Genomic DNA, 17,591 nt, shown 5'->3' with positions numbered 1-17,591 from the left:
GAACGCCGGAGGGGCTCGGGCCGGGCTCGCAGGGCTTCCCGCGCCCTTGCCTAGGGGGTTGGAGGTGTTCCGGGTGGTGGGTGGCCCTGGCCGGGGGTGGTGCGGGTGTGGGTTCGGCGCTTTCGCTTCAGGTGGGCGTACGCGGCCGACGCGGCCGCCACGACGACCACGACCACGGGCAGCACGAGATCACTGGCCGAACTCCCGGATTCGTGGGTGCTGTTGGCGAGGGCGGGAGCGGCGCAGAGCAGGCTCCAGCACAGAGCGGCGAACGTGCCCAGGGCGGCACGGCGCCGGGCTCTTCCGACGGGCGGCGTCACGCTCCGAGCGTATGGCCGAAACAGAACCCTGGCGACCGGAAAGCGCCCCTGCACCGCATCCCGCCAGGCGCGCGGGACAGCGGGACTGTGCGACTCCGCGCGCGGGCGCGACCGGCCACCGATGGCCCGCCCCCGCCAGCTAATCTGGGGGGCAGGGCATCCGAGGGGGAGACGCAGGCGTGGGCGGGATACGCAGGTGGTGGGGCGGTCGCGGAGGCCGGTGGACGCGGCGCACCCTGCTCGCCACCACCCTGGTCGTGGTCGTCACCCTCGCCGCCGCCGGAGTGGCACTCCGCGCCCAGTACGCCGGCGCCCCCGGCGAGGACACCCGCACCCGCGGCCGGGACGCGTACTGGCTCGGACACGCCTGGGTCGACGGCCGCAAGAACGACAAGGACCTCGACGCCTTCACGGCCAAGCTCCGCGGCAGCGGCATCAAGGACCTCTTCGTGCACACCGGCCCCCTCGACCACGACGGCACCCTCCCCGCCACCCGCTACCCGAAGGCCCGCTGGCTGGTGGAGGGCGTGCATCGCAGGCTCCCGGACGTCCGGGTGCAGGCCTGGCTGGGGGACCAGCTGGCCAGTGAGGGCCCCGTCGGGCTGCGGCTGGGCAACCCCGCCACCCGCGCCGCCGTCGTCACGACCGCCCGCCAAGTCCTCGACGACGCCCACTTCGACGGCGTCCACTTCGACCTGGAACCGCTCCCCTCGGGCGACAGGAACTACCTCGCCCTGCTCGACTCGCTGCACGCGCTCACCCGGCCCCGCGGCGCCGTGCTGTCCGTGGCCGCGCACCAGATAGACCCGCTGCCCGCCCTGCACTCCGCGGCCGAAAGCCTCACCGGCCACGGCAAGTGGTGGGCACAGGCCTACTTCGGGCAGGTGGCCCGCCGCGTCGACCAGATCGCCGTGATGTCGTACGACACGGCGATGCCCGTGCAGAGCCTGTACGGCGGTTACGTCGCCCGCCAGACCGCACTCGCCCTCCAAGTCACCCCGAAGCAGACGGACTTGCTGATGGGGCTCCCCTTCTACGACGACGAGAGCATGTCCCACCACGGCTCCGCCGAGACGGTCGAGGCGGCCGTGCGCGGGGCCCGCCTGGGCCTGGCCCGCACCGACCGCCACCGCCAGCACTTCGGTGTCGCCCTGTACGTCGACTTCGCCGAGCGCGATGAGGACTGGGCCGCTTATCGAAAGGGCTGGGGCCGGCCTCAGAGTTGACGGCTCGTCAGGAGTCGCGGCGTCGGATCCGGCTTCCCAGCCACACCAGCGGGTCGTACTTGCGGTCCGCCGCCCGTTCCTTCAGCGGGATCAGCGCATTGTCGGTGATCTTGATGTGCTCGGGGCAGACCTCCGTACAGCACTTGGTGATGTTGCAGTAGCCGAGCCCGTGCTCGTCCTGGGCGGTCGCCTTGCGGTCCAGGCCCGCCTCGGACGCCGCGTCCAGCGGGTGCATGTCGAGCTCCGCGACGCGCATCAGGAAGCGCGGGCCCGCGAAAGCGCCCTTGTTCTCCTCGTGGTCGCGCACCACATGGCAGGTGTCCTGGCACAGGAAGCACTCGATGCACTTGCGGAACTCCTGCGAGCGTTCCACGTCGATCTGCTGCATCCGGTACTCGCCCGGCGCCACCCCCTTGGGCGGCACGAACGCCGGCACCTCCCGCGCCTTCGTGTAGTTGAACCCCACGTCCGTGACGAGGTCCCGTACAACGGGGAACGCCCGCAAGGGAGTTACCGTGATCACATCCGCCGGGTCGAACACCGACATCCTCGTCATGCACATCAGCCGCGGCCGCCCGTTGATCTCCGCGCTGCACGAACCGCACTTGCCCGCCTTGCAGTTCCAGCGGACCGCGAGGTCGGGGGCCTGGGTCGCCTGGAGGCGGTGGATGATGTCGAGGACCACCTCGCCGTCGTTCACCTCGACCGTGAAGTCGGTGAGCTCACCGCCGCCGGTGTCGCCCCGCCAGACCCGGAAGCTCGCATCGTACGTACTCACTCGTACAGCTCCTCTTCGGCGAGGTACTTGACCAGCTCCTCCTTCTCGAAGAGGGAGAGCAGATCGGCACGGATGGGGTCGGTCTCCTCGCGCACCAGCCTGATCTGGCCGCGCTCGGAGTCGGGCGGGGCCAGGCCCTCGGTGGGGTCGGCGAGGTGGCAGAGCAGGTTCACCCGGCGCCAGGCGCGGTCCATCGACGGCCAGTCCTCGCGGGTGTGGCCGCCGCGGCTCTCGGTGCGCTCAAGGGCGGCCCGCGCCACGCACTCGCTCACGAGCAGCATGTTGCGCAGGTCGAGCGCGAGGTGCCAGCCCGGGTTGAACTGGCGGTGCCCCTCGACCCCGGCCCGCCGCGCCCGCATGCGCAGCTCGGCGAGCTTGCGCAGCGCCTGGTGCATCTCGCCCTCCCGGCGGATGATGCCGACCAGGTCGTTCATGGCCTGCTGGAGCTCCTGGTGCAGGGTGTACGGGTTCTCGACGGGCGAGCCGTCCTCGGGAGCCTCGGCGCTGAACGGGCGCAGGGCCTCCGCGGCCGCCGTGTCGATCTGGATCTCGTCCACGGCGGGGCGCGCGGCGAGCGAGGCCGCGTACTCGGCGGCGTGCAGCCCGGCCCGCCGGCCGAAGACCAGCAGGTCGGAGAGCGAGTTCCCGCCGAGCCGGTTGGAGCCGTGCATGCCGCCCGCGACCTCGCCGGCCGCGAACAGGCCGGGCACGCCGCGGGCCGCCGCGGTGTCGGACTCGACCGCGATGCCGCCCATCACGTAGTGACAGGTCGGCCCGACCTCCATCGCCTCGGCCGTGATGTCCACGTCCGCCAGCTCCTTGAACTGGTGGTACATGGACGGCAGCCGGCGCCGGATCACCTCGGCGGGCATGCGCGTGGAGACGTCCAGGAAGACGCCGCCGTGCGGGGTGCCGCGGCCCGCCTTGACCTCGGCGTTGATGGCTCGGGCGACCTCGTCGCGGGGGAGCAGCTCGGGCGGGCGGCGGTTGTGGTCCGGGTCCTCGTACCAGCGGTCGCCCTCCTCCTCGGACTCCGCGTACTTCTCCTTGAAGACGTCCGGCACGTAGTCGAACATGAAGCGCTTGCCCTCGGAGTTCCTGAGCACCCCGCCGTCGCCGCGCACCGACTCGGTGACCAGGATCCCCTTGACCGACGGCGGCCAGACCATGCCCGTGGGGTGGAACTGCACGAACTCCATGTTCAGGAGCGGCGCCCCGGCGAGCAGCGCGAGCGCGTGCCCGTCGCCGGTGTACTCCCAGGAGTTGGACGTCACCTTGAACGACTTGCCGATGCCGCCGGTCGCGAGCACGACCGCGGGGGCCTCCAGGACGAAGAAGCGGCCGCTCTCGCGCTCGTAGCAGAAGGCGCCCGAGACGCGCTCGTCCTCCTTCAACACCCTGGTGACGGTGCATTCCTGAAAGACCTTCAGGCGGGCCTCGTAGTCCCCGAACTCCTTCTTGTCCTCCTGCTGAAGACTGACGATCTTCTGCTGCAGAGTGCGGATGAGCTCCAGGCCCGTACGGTCGCCGACGTGGGCGAGGCGCGGGTACTCGTGGCCGCCGAAGTTGCGCTGCGAGATCCGGCCGTCCGCCGTGCGGTCGAACAGGGCGCCCCAGGTCTCCAACTCCCATACGCGTTCGGGGGCTTCGCGGGCGTGCAGCTCCGCCATGCGCCACTGGTTCAGGAACTTGCCGCCGCGCATGGTGTCGCGGAAGTGGACCTGCCAGTTGTCGCCGGAGTTCACGTTGCCCATGGAGGCCGCGATGCCTCCCTCGGCCATGACGGTGTGCGCCTTGCCGAAGAGGGACTTGCAGATCACCGCCGTGCGGGCGCCCCGCTCGCGCGCCTCGATGGCGGCCCGCAGGCCCGCCCCGCCCGCGCCCACCACGACGACGTCCCACTGCTGCCGTTCGAGTTGTGTCATGTCTAGAAGAACCTCGGATCGTCGAACGCCCCGGTGGCGAGCAGGTACACGTAGAAGTCGGCGAGCGCGACACTGATCAACGACGCCCAGGCGAGCAGCATGTGACGCTCATTCAGCTTTCCGACCCAGCCCCAGAGCCGGTAGCGCACCGGATGCTTGGAGAAGTGCCGCAGCCGGCCGCCGATGATGTGCCGGCAGGAGTGGCAGGACAGGGTGTACGTCCAGATCAGCGCGATGTTGACCAGGAACACCAGACTGCCGAGCCCCATGTGGCCCCACCGGTAGTGCTCGTCGCGGAACGAGAGCACCGTGTCGTACGTCAGGACGCCGGCGACCAGGACCGCGAAGTAGAAGAAGTACCGGTGGACGTTCTGCAGGATGAGCGGGAAGCGGGTCTCGCCCGAGTACTTCTTGTGCGGCTCGGCCACCGCGCAGGCGGGCGGCGAGGCCCAGAAGCCCCGGTAGTACGCCTTGCGGTAGTAGTAGCAGGTCAGCCGGAAGCCGAGCGGGAAGATCAGGATGAGGAGCGCGGGGGACAGGCCCCACCAGCTGCCGAAGATCTCCGCGTTGGGGCCGTGCCGCATGGGTGCGCAGTTGTCGGCGAGGCACGGGGAGTAGAACGGCGAGACATAGGGCGCGTGGTAGTAGTCCGCATTCGCGAACGCCCGCCAGGTCGAGTACGCGATGAAGGCGAGCAGCCCCGCGGCGGTCACGGCCGGCGCCAGCCACCAGCGGTCGGTGCGCAGATGGCGGGGCGCGATGGCGGCGCGCGAGGCGTCGTGGACGCCGGTGCCGGTCCCCGCCGGGGGAGAGGGTTCCGTGCCTGTGGCCAAGAGTGGCTCCAGTGGAAGTCAGGGGGCGCGTCGGCCGCGGGACCGGGTGCTCCCGAGCCCTTCGTCGTCCGCATCGGTCCAGAGCGAGGTGTCGTACGGGGTGTCGGGGATGGTGACCAGGTCGGGCCGTGGCGCCGTGGCGCCGGGAGCCGTCTCGCGGAGCAGCGCGAGGCTCTCGCGCAGATGGTCGGCGTCGGTCTTCACCCGCCTGATCTCCAGGCCGTGCCCGACCTGTTTCTCCAGTCGCCCGAGGCTCTTCACGAGGTCGTCCAGGCAGCGCTGAGCCGCCGTCAACTCGTCCTGCAGGGACATGACTTGCCTGCCTTTCGCCGGAGCGGGTGGCAATGTTCATGCGCCTGAGAGTGTCGCGCCTCACATGCGCGGTTGTGAAGGTGCGTGCACGACGTTGTGGGGTTGCGGAATCGAGGCGCGCCCCCTATAGGGCCGGTGTTCGAAACGAGGCCGGCCGGGGGCGGCCGTGTTCGCGGGTGCGTTCGGCCGCACGGGTGGGGTTCGGGGCCCGCTGCGCCGTGTCGCCGCCGGGGCGGCGGGCCCGTCCTCTTCAGTGGCTGGGATAGGTGTGATCATCGCGAAATGGCATCGAGTCCCACAAATCTGACGAAGAGGTACAAGCCATGTCCCACGTCGGTGACCCGAACGGGAGGGCGCCCCGGATCGTCACGGCGATCCGGACCGCGGCCTCCGTCCGGGCGCGCTCCATCGCGCTCCTGACCACCGGGGCGCTCGTGCTCCCCGTGCTGCTGACCGGCTGCGGCTCAGCCGACAGCGGGACCGAGGCCGGAGCCGCGCCCCAGGACATCGCGGTCGCGGAGCGGCAGCAAGTCGCCGACGGGGGCACCCTGAAGTGGGCCGTCGACGCGATGCCCGAGACGCTCAACACCTTCCAGGCCGATGCCGACACCGCGACCCAGCGCGTCGCCCAGGCCGTGCTGCCCGCGCTGTTCACGCTGGACGAGCGGGGCCGGCCGCAGCGCAACGCCGACTACCTGGAGTCCGCCGAGGTCGTCCAGCGCGAGCCCAAGCAGGTCGTGCTCTACAAGCTCAACCAGAAGGCGGTGTGGAGCGACGGCCGCGAGATCGGCGCCCCCGACTTCGTCGCCCAGTGGCGCGCGCTCAGCGGCAAGGACTCGGCGTACTGGACCGCGCGCAACGCCGGGTACGAGCGCATCGAGAAGATCGAGAAGGGTGCCAACGACCTGGAGGTCAAGGTCACCTTCGCCAAGCCGTACGCCGACTGGCGCTCCCTGTTCAGCCCCCTCTACCCGAAGGACGTCACGGGCACCCCCGACTCCTTCAACGACGGCGCCCGTACGAAGCTGAAGGCGACCGCGGGGGCCTTCCGGCTCAAGGAGGCCGACCGCGCCAAGGGCGCCGTCACCCTGGAGCGCAACCCGCGCTGGTGGGGGCATCCGGCCAAGCTCGACACCCTGGTCCTGCAGGCCGTGCCGCGCGACAAGCGGGCCGCGGCCCTGGCCGCCGGCACCGTCGACATGGCCGAGATCGACCGCGCGGACGCCGACCGCATCACCCTCGCCGAACGCGACAAGGGCCAGGCCGTCACCCACGGGCCGGCCGCCGCGATCACGCCCGCCTCCGCGCTGCGCTCCTGGGCGATCGCCCACAGCGGCGAGGAAGAAAAGGCCGAGGCGGAGCAGGAGGCCCGCAAGGAGAGCCGGGCCGCCGTCGAGAAGTACGCCAAGGAACAGGCCGGGCTGCGTGGCTTCGCCATCCGCAAGACCCTGGAACCCGCCTACACCCAGCTCGCCCTCAACGGCGCCTCCGGGCCGCTGGCCGACGAGCGGGTCCGGCGGGCGGTCGCCCGCGCGCTGAACCGCCAGGAGCTCGCCGAGGAGGTCCTCAAGCCGCTCGGCCTGCCCGCCAAGCCCCCCGGCAGCCACCTGGCCCTGGCCGGCCAGGACGCGTACACCGACAGCAGCGACGCGCTGGGCAGCCATGACGAGAAGGAGGCGCGGGCGCTGCTCGCGGATGCCGGGTGGACGACCGACGGCGCCCGGATGAAGCCGAAGCAGGTGCCCGCCAAGGCGGGCAGCGAGTCCGACGGCGAGGACTCCGACGACGGCAAGCGCCTGGCGGCCGCGACCCACCCCGCCACCGGGAACCACCCCAACGACGAGGGCACCTACATCGTCGGCGACGACAAGCCCGGCAGCACCGGGTCCGGTACGTACGGGCTCACCCCGGCCCGCTCCGCCGCCGTCCAGAGCGCCGCGCTGCTCAAGCAGGCCCGCATCTTCGACACCGAGCCCGCCGAGCAGGGCAAGAAGGCCGCCGACAAGAACACCAAGACCGAAGCGCGGCCCAAGGGCGGCGCCCCCGGTGCGTACGCCCCGAAGGGCACCGCGGCCCCCGCGCCGCAGGGCGGCCCGCTCGGCAAGGACGGCAAGCCGCTCACCCTGCGCTTCGTGCTGCCCGCGGGGCCCGGCTCGCAGGCGCTGCGCACCATCGGCGACCGGATCGCGGCCGAGCTGAAGTCCGTCGGCATCAACACCGAGATCGTCAAGGTCGCCGACGACAGCTACTTCAAGGACCACATCGCGTCCGGCGACTTCGACCTGGCCCTGTACTCGTGGCCCGGCACCGCCTACCCGGCCACCGACGACCGGCCGATCTTCGCCAAGCCGGAGCCGGCCGCCGACGGCTCGCTGCTCGTCGAACAGAACTACAGCCGGGTCGGTACCGACCACATCGACCAGCTCTTCGAGCAGGCGGCCGCCGAGCTCGACGAGGACGAGGCCCGCGACCTCGTCCAGAAGGCCGACGCCAGGATCTGGGCGGCGGCCGGCTCGATTCCCCTCTACCAGCGTCCGCAGCTGGTCGCCGTGAAGCCGAATGTGGCCAATGCCGGGGCCTTCGGATTCGCCGCCCCGCACTTCCAGGACATCGGGTTCAGGAAGCCGGAACCGGCGCCCGACGCGACGAAGAACACTAAGAAACAGAAGGAGAACACTAAGAAGTAGAACGGAAAACAAGCAGGTCAGAAGCGGGCGCCGGTACCGGCGCCAAGCTCAGAACCTGCTCAAGTCACTTGCCCGCCGGCCCCGCCGGCGGGCAAGGTCGTGTACGCCCCTGACCCAGGCTCAATCACGACGTAGCCCCCTGCTCAAGATCGGCAGAATCGGCCCGGGAGGCCGTCGGCGCGGCGGCCCCGTACCATGGGAGGCAGCCGTGGCCTGTCTGCCCGGCGGGCGGACGAGGACTCGACCGCGTCAGACGCCTGATCCCACGATCGAGAGAAGCGCTAGCCAGCATGCCCACGCGCCACGACATCCGTAACGTCGCCATCGTCGCCCACGTCGACCACGGCAAGACCACCCTGGTCGACGCCATGCTCAAGCAGGCCGGCGCCTTCGCCGCGCACGCCGCCGAGTCGCTCGACGACCGCATGATGGACAGCAACGACCTGGAGCGTGAGAAGGGCATCACGATCCTGGCGAAGAACACCGCCGTCAAGTACCACCCCAAGGATGGCGGCGACGTCATCACCATCAACATCATCGACACCCCGGGCCACGCCGACTTCGGTGGCGAGGTCGAGCGCGGTCTGTCGATGGTGGACGCGGTCGTCCTGCTCGTGGACGCGTCCGAGGGCCCGCTGCCGCAGACGCGCTTCGTGCTGCGCAAGGCTCTCCAGCAGCGCCTGCCCGTCATCCTCTGCATCAACAAGACGGACCGCCCGGACTCCCGGATCGACGAGGTCGTCAACGAGACGTACGACCTGTTCCTGGACCTGGACGCGGATGAGGACCAGATCGAGTTCCCGATCGTCTACGCCTGCGCCCGTGACGGCGTCGCCTCGCTGACCAAGCCGGAGAACGGCACGGTCCCGGCCGACAGCGACAACCTGGAGCCGTTCTTCTCGACGATCCTCTCGCACGTCCCGGCCCCCGAGTACGACGAGGCCGCCCCGCTGCAGGCGCACGTCACCAACCTCGACGCCGACAACTTCCTGGGCCGCATCGCGCTGCTCCGCGTCGAGCAGGGCGAGCTGCGCAAGGGCCAGACGGTCGCGTGGATCAAGCGGGACGGCACCATCTCCAACGTCCGCATCACCGAGCTGATGATGACCGAGGCGCTCACCCGCAAGCCGGCCGAGATGGCCGGCCCCGGTGACATCTGCGCGGTCGCGGGCATCCCCGACATCATGATCGGCGAGACCCTGGCCGACCCGGAGAACCCGATCGCGCTGCCGCTGATCACGGTCGACCAGCCGGCGATCTCCATGACCATCGGTACGAACACCTCGCCGCTGGTCGGCCGCGGTGGCTCCGGCAAGGGCGCGGACGCCAAGGCGACCGTCAAGGACCGCAAGGTGACGGCCCGTCAGGTCAAGGACCGCCTGGACCGTGAACTCATCGGCAACGTCTCGCTGCGTGTCCTCGACACCGAGCGCCCCGACGCCTGGGAGGTCCAGGGCCGCGGTGAGCTCGCGCTCGCGATCCTCGTCGAGCAGATGCGCCGCGAGGGCTTCGAGCTGACCATCGGCAAGCCGCAGGTGGTCACCAAGCAGGTCGACGGCAAGACGTACGAGCCGGTCGAGCGCCTCACGGTCGACGTCCCCGAGGAGCACATGGGCGCGGTCACGCAGCTCATGGGCGTCCGCAAGGGCCGCATGGACAACATGTCCAACCACGGCTCCGGCTGGGTCCGCATGGAGTTCGTCGTCCCGTCCCGCGGCCTCATCGGCTTCCGTACGGAGTTCCTGACGAACACCCGCGGCACCGGCATCGCCCACTCGATCCACGAGGGCCACGAGCCGTGGTTCGGCACCCTGACGACCCGTAACAACGGCTCGCTCGTCGCCGACCGGGCCGGTTCGGTCACCCCCTTCGCGATGATCAACCTGCAGGAGCGCGGTGTGCTGTTCACCGAGCCCGGCACCGAGGTCTACGAGGGCATGATCGTCGGTGAGAACTCGCGCGCCGACGACATGGACGTGAACATCACCAAGGAGAAGAAGCTCACCAACATGCGTGCCGCTTCCGCCGACAACACCGAGAACGTGGTGCCGGCGCGCAAGCTCTCCCTGGAGCAGTCGCTCGAGTTCTGCCGCGACGACGAGTGCGTCGAGGTGACCCCGGAGGCCGTGCGTATCCGCAAGGTCGTCCTGGACGCCAAGGAGCGCGGCCGCACCGCCTCCCGCGCCAAGCGCAACTGACGTACCCCGTACGTCCAAGAAGGCCCGGTTCCGCGTACTTCGCGGGGCCGGGCCTTCGGCGTTGCCGGCCGGGTTTGGACGGCTGTGTACACACGCGCGGGCGATCAAGTTCAAAGGACTGTCAAAGAGCAGGTGGAGTGCCAGGTGGACGGTAGTGCCGTCATTTACATGGTCATCAGGATGATGTCGGAATACGACAAGGTGCCGGAAATGCTGAGCATTTCCGGCACCTATCGCCCAGATCGTCCCTCCACCTATTCAAGAATCAGTGGAAGGGGTCAGGCAAGTCAGCCCCTGCCAAATGGGACGTATTTGGCAGCACACTGACGCCATTCATTCTGGAAGGTGTTGTTCATCGCGCCGATATTCCCGCCATGCGATCGCAGATACCCAAAGATTCCGTCGCAGTTTGCCCACGTCGGCTCGAATCGCGAGGTACAGCTGTCCCCGCCGCCGCCCCCGAAGTCGCAGCTGCCGGCCGCGGCGGGCGAGGCGGTCGCCAGGCCGAGCACGGGCAGTGCAATGGCTACGGCCGTTGCGACAGCGCCCGCCTTCAGTCTGCGTGAGATGTTCATATTTCTTATTCCCCTCGATTGATGGACGTGTTGCGCCACACTTCACTGGCGGGATACGGCGGCAGCGCTTGCGATTGCGCGCTGCCGGGTCAATGGAATCCGTGACCTGCGGTGCCACTGGTCGGGTGGCACGCGGTGAAGCGTGTGGGGCTGATGCGATCTTGGCATTGGGTGCGTGGCGTCACAAGGGAGTTGAGGTTCTTCTGAGCTTTTCATGCGAAATACTTCCGAGCCGTATCCCGTTTGCCACACGGCCCGACCCTCCCCTCTTTCGGCCAACGGAGTTGATCCGGAATGGCGAGTCCCTTTGGTGCGGAAGCAGTGCGCGGGGCGGGCTCGTGAAGCAGCCGGGGGTAGCAGGGTGTGCTGGCTTCTGCGGCGGCCTTCGCGTCGGGCGGGGACTGCGCGGCCCTGGCGCGTCGGGCGGTCGGCCGGGTTGCCGACAGGTGCTTCGCGGCGGCCGTCCGGAGCCGATGACCCCTTGGTCAACTAGTTTTCGTGGGCGCAGTGCCCGGATATCGGCCGTCGCTCTCCGGAAGATGCGTTAACAGTCCGTTTCGGGGGTGTCTGTCTGTGCTCCGTTTGTCCGGATTTCGGACCGTTGCCTGCTGGCGATGTTGTCAAAACGAGACCCTTTAAGTGTGGTTTACAGCCCGGCCGTACTCAATAGTTGGCTCCATTGAGCTCGGGTCAATGGGTCACGCACTGTGGGGAGTGTCGACTCACGAGCACACTCGGGGTACTTGACGTCACAGCGCTGTCAGGGGTGTCAGCGCGCGTAGAAGTACCTCTCTTGTAGTGACAAGTGGACTCATGAGGAGGAAACCCATGCGTGGTGCTACGAGCGCCAAGTGGGTCGCGGGAGCGGCAATCATCGCCCTGGCTGCGACCGCCTGTGGCGGCGGAGACAAGGGCAGCGATGGCGCTCAGGGCGCTGTCGACCCGAACGGAATCTTTTCCGTCGAGCTTGGCGAGCCGGAGAACACGCTGGTTCCGTCGAACACGCAGGAGTCGAACGGCAGCCTCGCTGTCAACTCGATCTTCTCCCAGCTCGTCGACTACGACGCGCAGGGCAAGCTGACGATGGTCAATGCCGAGTCCGTCACTAGCTCGGACAGCAAGCTCTGGACCGTCAAGCTCAAGAAGGACTGGAAGTTCCACGACGGGACCCCGGTCACGGCCAACTCCTACGTCAACGCCTGGAACTGGGCCGCCAACGTCAACAACGCCCAGCTGAACTCGTCGTGGTTCGACGCGATCAAGGGCTACACGGACGTCCACCCTGCGGAGAAGGGCGCGAAGCCCACCGCGGACAAGATGTCCGGCCTGAAGGTGGTCGACGACACCACCTTCACCATCGAGCTCAACGCCCCCCTGCCGTACTTCGCGTACAAGCTCGGCTACACGGCCTACTCGCCGCTGCCGGACTCGTTCTTCAAGGACCCGAAGGCCGCGGGCGAGCACCCGATCGGCAACGGTCCGTACAAGTTCGAGAGCTGGGACCACAAGAAGCAGATAAAGGTCGTCCGCTACGACGACTACAAGGGCCCGGACAAGGCGAAGAACGGTGGTGTGATCTTCAAGAACTACACCACCCTTGAGGTCGCCTACCAGGACCTGAAGGCCAACAACGTCGACGTGCTGCGTCAGATCGGCCCGAAGGACCTGCCGCTCTACCGCCAGGACCTCGGCAAGCGCGCCGTGGACAAGCCGTACTCGGCGATCCAGACCATCGCGTTCGCCTTCTACACGGACCAGTGGAAGAACGCCAACCCGAAGGTCCTGCAGGGCCTTTCGATGGCGATCGACCGGAACACCATCACCAAGACCGTGCTCAACGGCACCCGCGAGCCCGCCGACGGCTGGGTCGCCAAGGGCGTCCTCGGCTACCAGCCGGACGCCGCGGGCGACATCACCAAGTACGACCCGGCCAAGGCGAAGCAGCTCATCCAGGACGGTGGCGGCGTCCCGGGCAACCAGGTCTCGATCCAGTACAACTCGGACGGTGGCCACAAGGAGTGGGTCGACGCCGTCTGCAACAGCATCACCCAGGCCACCGGCGTCAAGTGTGTCGGTGACGGCAAGGCCGACTTCCAGGCCGACCTCCAGGCCCGCAAGGGCAAGCAGGTCAAGTCGCTGTACCGCTCCGGCTGGGTGCTCGACTACCCGGTGAACGCCAACTTCATCAGCGACCTGTTCCGTACGGACGCGGGCGGCAACCAGGGCGGGTTCTCCAACAAGGCCCTGGACGAGAAGATCGCCAAGGCGGACTCCGCGGCCAGCCTGGACGACTCGGTAAAGCAGTACCAGGCTGTGGAGAAGGACCTGGTCAACTACATGCCTTCGATTCCGCTCTGGTACTACAAGGTCAACGCCGGTTACTCGACGAAGGTCTCCGACGTCGACTACAACCAGCAGGGTGACCCGGTCCTGACGGACATTCAGGTTCACAAGAAGTAATCAACGAAGCGTAGTTCGCACGCGGTGCGGGACCGACACGTCCATTCGGTCCCGCACCTGGCCGTACGCCGCGGCCGGGGCCCTTCCACGACATCCACCCCCTATTGGGTGCTCGGAGTTGGGAAGGGCCCGTCGGCTGCGGCTGCCACTTCTATGGAGGCACGATGGGGCGCTATGTCGCACGACGACTGCTCCAGATGATCCCGGTCTTCCTCGGGACAACTCTGCTGATCTTCCTGATGGTCTACTCACTGCCCGGCGACCCCGTGGCCGCGCTGTTCGGCGACAAGGCCGCCGACCCGACGACCGTAGCCAAGATCAGACACGATCTCGGTCTGGATCATTCGATCTGGAGGCAGTACTGGGACTACATGTCCGGCATCGTGCTGCACTTCGACTTCGGTAACCAGATCGCCAGCGGGCGACCGGTCACCGACATCCTGAGCAGCGCGTTCCCTGTGACGCTGCGCCTGGCCGGCCTCGCGTTCGTCTTCGAGGTCGTCGTCGGCATCGGCCTCGGCATCATGGCGGGCATGCGGGCCGGACGGCTCGCGGACAACGCCATCCTGATCTTCACCCTGCTGATCATCTCGGTGCCGGTGTTCGTGATCGGCAACATCCTCATCGGGACCTTCGGCGTCAACGCCGTGAGCCTCGACGAGAACACCAGCGAGCTGATCGTTCCCGCGATGGTGCTGGGTTCGCTCTCGCTCGCCTACGTCGTCCGGCTCACCAGGACCTCGATGGCTGAGAACCTGCGGGCCGACTACATGCGTACGGCCATCGCCAAGGGCCTGCCCCGGCGGCGGGTCGTCGGCGTCCACCTCATGCGCAACTCGCTGATCCCGGTCGTCACCTTCCTCGGCACCGACCTCGGCGCGCTGATGGGCGGCGCGGTGGTCACCGAGAGCATCTTCAACATCCATGGCGTCGGCGGCACCATCTACGAGTCGATCGTCCGTCGCGAGGGCACCACCCTCGTCGGTCTGGTGACGATCCTGGTCCTCGTCTACCTCGTCATGGCCCTGCTCGTCGACCTGCTGTACGCGGTCCTGGACCCGAGGATCCGTTATGCCTGACATGACCAAGACCGCTCCCGAGGCGGAGGCAATCGAGGACGCCCTCGCACCGCCCGCCGTCAAGGCGGAGAAGGCGCGCAGCCTGTGGGGTGACGCCTGGGCCGACCTGCGCCGCAACCCGTACTTCGTCGTGTCGTCGGTACTGATCCTTGTGCTGCTCGTCATCGCCGCGTTCCCGGGCTGGTTCACCAGCGCCTCGCCGACCACCGGCGACCTGGTGCACCACTACCTCGGCAAGCCGGAGCTCAGCAAGGTCGGTTCGGCCGAGTGGCTCGGCTACGACGTCCAGGGCCGCAGCGTGTATGCGCGCCTGATCCACGGCACCCGCGCCTCGATCATCGTCGGCATTTCCGTGACCCTGCTCGTGACCGTAATCGGCGGGCTCATCGGAATGATCGCCGGTTACTTCGGCGGCTGGATTGACGCGCTGCTCTCGGGCTTCATCACCAACGTGTTCTTCGGCATCCCCTTCCTGCTCGGCTCGATGGTGGTCCTGCAGTCGTTCACCTCGCGCTCGGTGTGGGTGGTGTCGCTGGCCCTTGCCTTCCTCGGCTGGACCCAGATCGCCCGCGTCATGCGCGGTGCGGTGCTCACGATCAAGCAAGCGGACTACGTGCACGCCGCCAAGGCGCTGGGCGCGTCCACCTCCCGGATCCTGTTCCGGCACATCCTGCCGAACGCGATGGCCCCGGTGATCGTGGTCGCCACCATTTCCCTGGGCGTCTTCATCTCGGCCGAGGCCACCCTGTCCTACCTCGGCCTCGGACTCTCGTCGCCCGCCATCTCCTGGGGTGTGGACATCTCCGGCGGTATCGCGCAGATCCGTACGGCGCAGCACATCATGCTGTACCCGTCGATCATGCTCAGCATCACCGTGCTGGCCTTCATCATGCTCGGCGAAGCTGTCCGCAACGCCCTCGACCCGAAGATGCGCTGAGGAGGGCATACGACGTGAGCATCATCGACACCACCAAGACCATCCCGGCGCCCCGCGGCGACGGGGAGCACCAGGGCCCCCTGCTCGAAGTCCGCGACCTGCACGTGGAGTTCCACACCCGCGACGGTGTGGCCAAGGCGGTCAACGGCGTCAACTACTCGGTGAACGCCGGCGAGACCCTCGCTGTGCTCGGCGAGTCCGGTTCCGGCAAGTCCGTGACCGCTCAGGCGATCATGGGCATCCTGGACATGCCGCCCGGCAAGATCCCGCAGGGCGAGATCTTCTTCCGCGGCGAGGACATGCTGAAGATGTCCGCCGAGGAGCGCCGCAAGGTCCGCGGCCGGAAGATCGCGATGATCTTCCAGGACGCGCTGTCCTCCCTGAACCCCGTGCTCAGCGTCGGCTACCAGCTGGGCGAGATGTTCCGGGTGCACCAGGGCCTGTCCAAGAAGGACGCCAAGGCCAGGTCCATCGAGCTGATGGACAAGGTCAAGATCCCGGCCGCCGCGGCCCGGGTCAACGACTACCCGCACCAGTTCTCCGGCGGTATGCGCCAGCGCATCATGATCGCGATGGCGCTCGCCCTGGAGCCGGACCTGATCATCGCGGACGAGCCGACCACCGCGCTCGACGTGACCGTCCAGGCCCAGGTCATGGACCTGCTCGCGGAGTTGCAGCGCGAGTACAACATGGGTCTGATCCTGATCACCCACGACCTGGGTGTGGTCGCCGACGTCGCGGACAAGATCGCGGTGATGTACGCGGGCCGCATCGTCGAGCAGGCCCCGGTGCACGAGATCTACAAGCGCCCCGCGCACCCGTACACCAAGGGACTGCTCGCCTCGATCCCGCGCCTTGACCAGAAGGGCCAGGAGCTCTTCGCGATCAAGGGGCTGCCGCCTAACCTCCTCAAGGTGCCCACGGGTTGTGCGTTCAATCCCCGTTGCACCATGGCGCAGGACATCTGCAGCACCGACGTTCCGGTGCTGCACCCGGTGGCCGAGCAGGACGGCACCGAGCTGGTCGGCCGCGGCAGCGCCTGCCACTTCTGGAAGGAGACCATCCATGGCTGAGCCCAAGAAGTCGGACGAGACCGTGGACGCGACCCCGAACGTCACCGAGATCGTGCAGCAGGACGCCTCGACCACCTCGGAGGTCGAAGCGATCCTGGACACCCGGGTCGACCGCGGCGAGCCGATCCTTCAGGTGCGCAACCTGGTCAAGCACTTTCCGCTGACCAGCGGCATCCTCGTCAAGAAGCAGGTCGGCGCGGTGAAGGCCGTCGACGGGATCTCCTTCGACCTGTACCAGGGCGAGACCCTGGGCATCGTCGGCGAGTCCGGCTGTGGCAAGTCCACCGTCGCCAAGCTCCTGATGACGCTGGAGAAGGCGACCGCCGGCGAGGTCTTCTACAAGGGCCAGGACATCACCAAGCTGTCCGGGCGCGCCCTGAAGGCCGTGCGCCGCAACATCCAGATGGTGTTCCAGGACCCGTACACCTCGCTGAACCCGCGCATGACGGTCGGCGACATCATCGGCGAGCCCTTCGACATCCACCCCGAGGTGGCCCCGAAGGGCGACCGGCGGCGCAAGGTCCAGGAGCTCCTGGATGTGGTGGGTCTCAACCCGGAGTACATCAACCGGTACCCGCACCAGTTCTCCGGCGGTCAGCGCCAGCGCATAGGCATCGCCCGCGGCCTCGCGCTCAACCCCGAGATCATCATCTGCGACGAGCCGGTCTCCGCCCTGGACGTCTCCGTCCAGGCGCAGGTCATCAACCTGATGGACAAGCTGCAGGGTGAGTTCAACCTCTCCTACATCTTCATCGCGCACGACCTGTCGATCGTCCGCCACATCTCGGACCGGGTCGGAGTCATGTACCTCGGCAAGATGGCCGAGATCGGCACGGACGAGCAGATCTACGAGCACCCGACGCACCCGTACACCCAGGCGCTGCTCTCCGCCGTGCCGGTGCCGGACCCGGAGGCGCGCGAGCACCGCGAGCGCATCATCCTGAGTGGTGACATCCCGTCCCCGGCCAACCCGCCGTCGGGATGCCGCTTCCGCACCCGCTGCTGGAAGGTGCAGGACCGCTGCTCGACCGAGGTCCCGCTGCTCGCGATCCCGGAGCGCTTCCAGGGTCTGGACAGCCCGGTGGCGCACGAGTCGGCGTGCCACTTCGCCGAAGAGAAGGACGTCGTCGGCGCAGCCTGACATCTGCACACACGGGTGGACCCACCGTTCCTTATCGGAATCGTGGG

The 17,591-nt window shown here is 68.2% G+C and carries 13 protein-coding genes; 8 read left to right on the top strand and 5 right to left on the bottom strand.

Features of this window, described 5'->3' with window-relative positions; genetic code table 11:
* Positions 1-50: 50 nt before the first annotated feature.
* Positions 51-320 carry a hypothetical protein gene (locus IE206_RS16070; protein ID WP_189962826.1) on the bottom strand — a complete coding sequence of 90 codons (270 nt, stop codon included), beginning with the start codon at positions 318-320 and terminating at the stop codon, positions 51-53.
* A gap of 188 nt (positions 321-508) precedes the next feature.
* Here IE206_RS16070 and IE206_RS16065 point away from each other — a divergent pair, with 188 nt between their 5' ends.
* Positions 509-1,546 (top strand): glycosyl hydrolase family 18 protein, encoded by a 1,038-nt coding sequence (locus tag IE206_RS16065; RefSeq protein WP_189962893.1) that lies wholly within the window; start codon positions 509-511, stop codon positions 1,544-1,546.
* A 7-nt stretch (positions 1,547-1,553) separates the two neighbouring features.
* Here IE206_RS16065 and IE206_RS16060 read toward each other — a convergent pair whose 3' ends face one another.
* The 4 genes from IE206_RS16060 to IE206_RS16045 are packed head-to-tail and all read right to left on the bottom strand — an operon-like array spanning position 1,554 to position 5,394.
* A complete protein-coding gene (locus IE206_RS16060; protein WP_189962825.1) occupies positions 1,554-2,324 on the bottom strand; it encodes a succinate dehydrogenase/fumarate reductase iron-sulfur subunit in 771 nt (256 codons plus the stop codon).
* Positions 2,321-4,249, bottom strand: coding sequence for a fumarate reductase/succinate dehydrogenase flavoprotein subunit (locus IE206_RS16055; protein WP_189962824.1), 1,929 nt, complete (start codon positions 4,247-4,249; stop codon positions 2,321-2,323). Before IE206_RS16055 ends, IE206_RS16060 begins: the two co-directional genes overlap by 4 nt.
* Positions 4,250-4,251: 2 nt before the next feature.
* A complete protein-coding gene (gene sdhC, locus IE206_RS16050) occupies positions 4,252-5,082 on the bottom strand; it encodes a succinate dehydrogenase subunit SdhC (protein WP_189962823.1) in 831 nt (276 codons plus the stop codon).
* Between the two features lie 18 nt (positions 5,083-5,100).
* Positions 5,101-5,394 (bottom strand): Rv0250c family protein, encoded by a 294-nt coding sequence (locus tag IE206_RS16045; RefSeq protein WP_189962822.1) that lies wholly within the window; start codon positions 5,392-5,394, stop codon positions 5,101-5,103.
* 323 nt (positions 5,395-5,717) lie between these two features.
* On the opposite strand from IE206_RS16045, the gene IE206_RS16040 reads away from it, so the two are divergent.
* The 7 genes from IE206_RS16040 to IE206_RS16010 all read left to right on the top strand — a co-directional run bounded on the left by IE206_RS16040 (position 5,718) and on the right by IE206_RS16010 (position 17,544).
* A complete protein-coding gene (locus IE206_RS16040) occupies positions 5,718-8,081 on the top strand; it encodes an ABC transporter family substrate-binding protein (RefSeq protein ID WP_189962821.1) in 2,364 nt (787 codons plus the stop codon).
* A gap of 290 nt (positions 8,082-8,371) precedes the next feature.
* Positions 8,372-10,279, top strand: coding sequence for a translational GTPase TypA (gene typA, locus IE206_RS16035; RefSeq protein ID WP_189962820.1), 1,908 nt, complete (start codon positions 8,372-8,374; stop codon positions 10,277-10,279).
* 1,403 nt (positions 10,280-11,682) lie between these two features.
* Entirely contained in the window at positions 11,683-13,314 is a 1,632-nt protein-coding gene (locus IE206_RS16030) for a peptide ABC transporter substrate-binding protein (RefSeq protein ID WP_189962819.1), read from the top strand.
* Positions 13,315-13,478: 164 nt separating this feature from the next.
* Positions 13,479-14,393, top strand: coding sequence for an ABC transporter permease (locus IE206_RS16025; RefSeq protein ID WP_189962818.1), 915 nt, complete (start codon positions 13,479-13,481; stop codon positions 14,391-14,393).
* A complete protein-coding gene (locus IE206_RS16020) occupies positions 14,386-15,330 on the top strand; it encodes an ABC transporter permease (protein WP_189962817.1) in 945 nt (314 codons plus the stop codon). Before IE206_RS16025 ends, IE206_RS16020 begins: the two co-directional genes overlap by 8 nt.
* A 14-nt stretch (positions 15,331-15,344) precedes the next feature.
* Positions 15,345-16,403: an ABC transporter ATP-binding protein gene (locus IE206_RS16015; protein WP_189962816.1), complete on the top strand. Its 1,059-nt coding sequence runs from the start codon at positions 15,345-15,347 to the stop codon at positions 16,401-16,403.
* The gene (locus tag IE206_RS16010; protein WP_189962815.1) at positions 16,396-17,544 is read left to right on the top strand and encodes an ABC transporter ATP-binding protein; all 1,149 of its coding nucleotides are present in this window, start codon (positions 16,396-16,398) and stop codon (positions 17,542-17,544) included. The genes IE206_RS16015 and IE206_RS16010 overlap by 8 nt, the downstream gene beginning before the upstream one ends.
* The last annotated feature ends 47 nt before the right edge of the window (positions 17,545-17,591 follow it).

The organism is Streptomyces violascens, from assembly GCF_014649955.1.
Taxonomy (GTDB): Bacteria; Actinomycetota; Actinomycetes; order Streptomycetales; family Streptomycetaceae; genus Streptomyces; species Streptomyces violascens.
The sequence above is the reverse complement of the archived record's forward strand: the minus strand, read 5'-3'. Positions and strand labels throughout refer to the sequence as shown.

Bases quoted from the DNA above. Each gene is read 5' to 3' on its own strand.
- IE206_RS16055 (WP_189962824.1), bottom strand. From the start codon at position 4,249: ATGACACAACTCGAACGGCAGCAGTGGGACGTCGTCGTGGTGGGCGCG.
- IE206_RS16045 (WP_189962822.1), bottom strand. From the start codon at position 5,394: ATGTCCCTGCAGGACGAGTTGACGGCGGCTCAGCGCTGCCTGGACGAC.
- IE206_RS16040 (WP_189962821.1), top strand. From the start codon at position 5,718: ATGTCCCACGTCGGTGACCCGAACGGGAGGGCGCCCCGGATCGTCACG.
- typA (WP_189962820.1), top strand. From the start codon at position 8,372: ATGCCCACGCGCCACGACATCCGTAACGTCGCCATCGTCGCCCACGTC.
- IE206_RS16030 (WP_189962819.1), top strand. From the start codon at position 11,683: ATGCGTGGTGCTACGAGCGCCAAGTGGGTCGCGGGAGCGGCAATCATC.
- IE206_RS16025 (WP_189962818.1), top strand. From the start codon at position 13,479: ATGGGGCGCTATGTCGCACGACGACTGCTCCAGATGATCCCGGTCTTC.
- IE206_RS16020 (WP_189962817.1), top strand. From the start codon at position 14,386: ATGCCTGACATGACCAAGACCGCTCCCGAGGCGGAGGCAATCGAGGAC.
- IE206_RS16010 (WP_189962815.1), top strand. From the start codon at position 16,396: ATGGCTGAGCCCAAGAAGTCGGACGAGACCGTGGACGCGACCCCGAAC.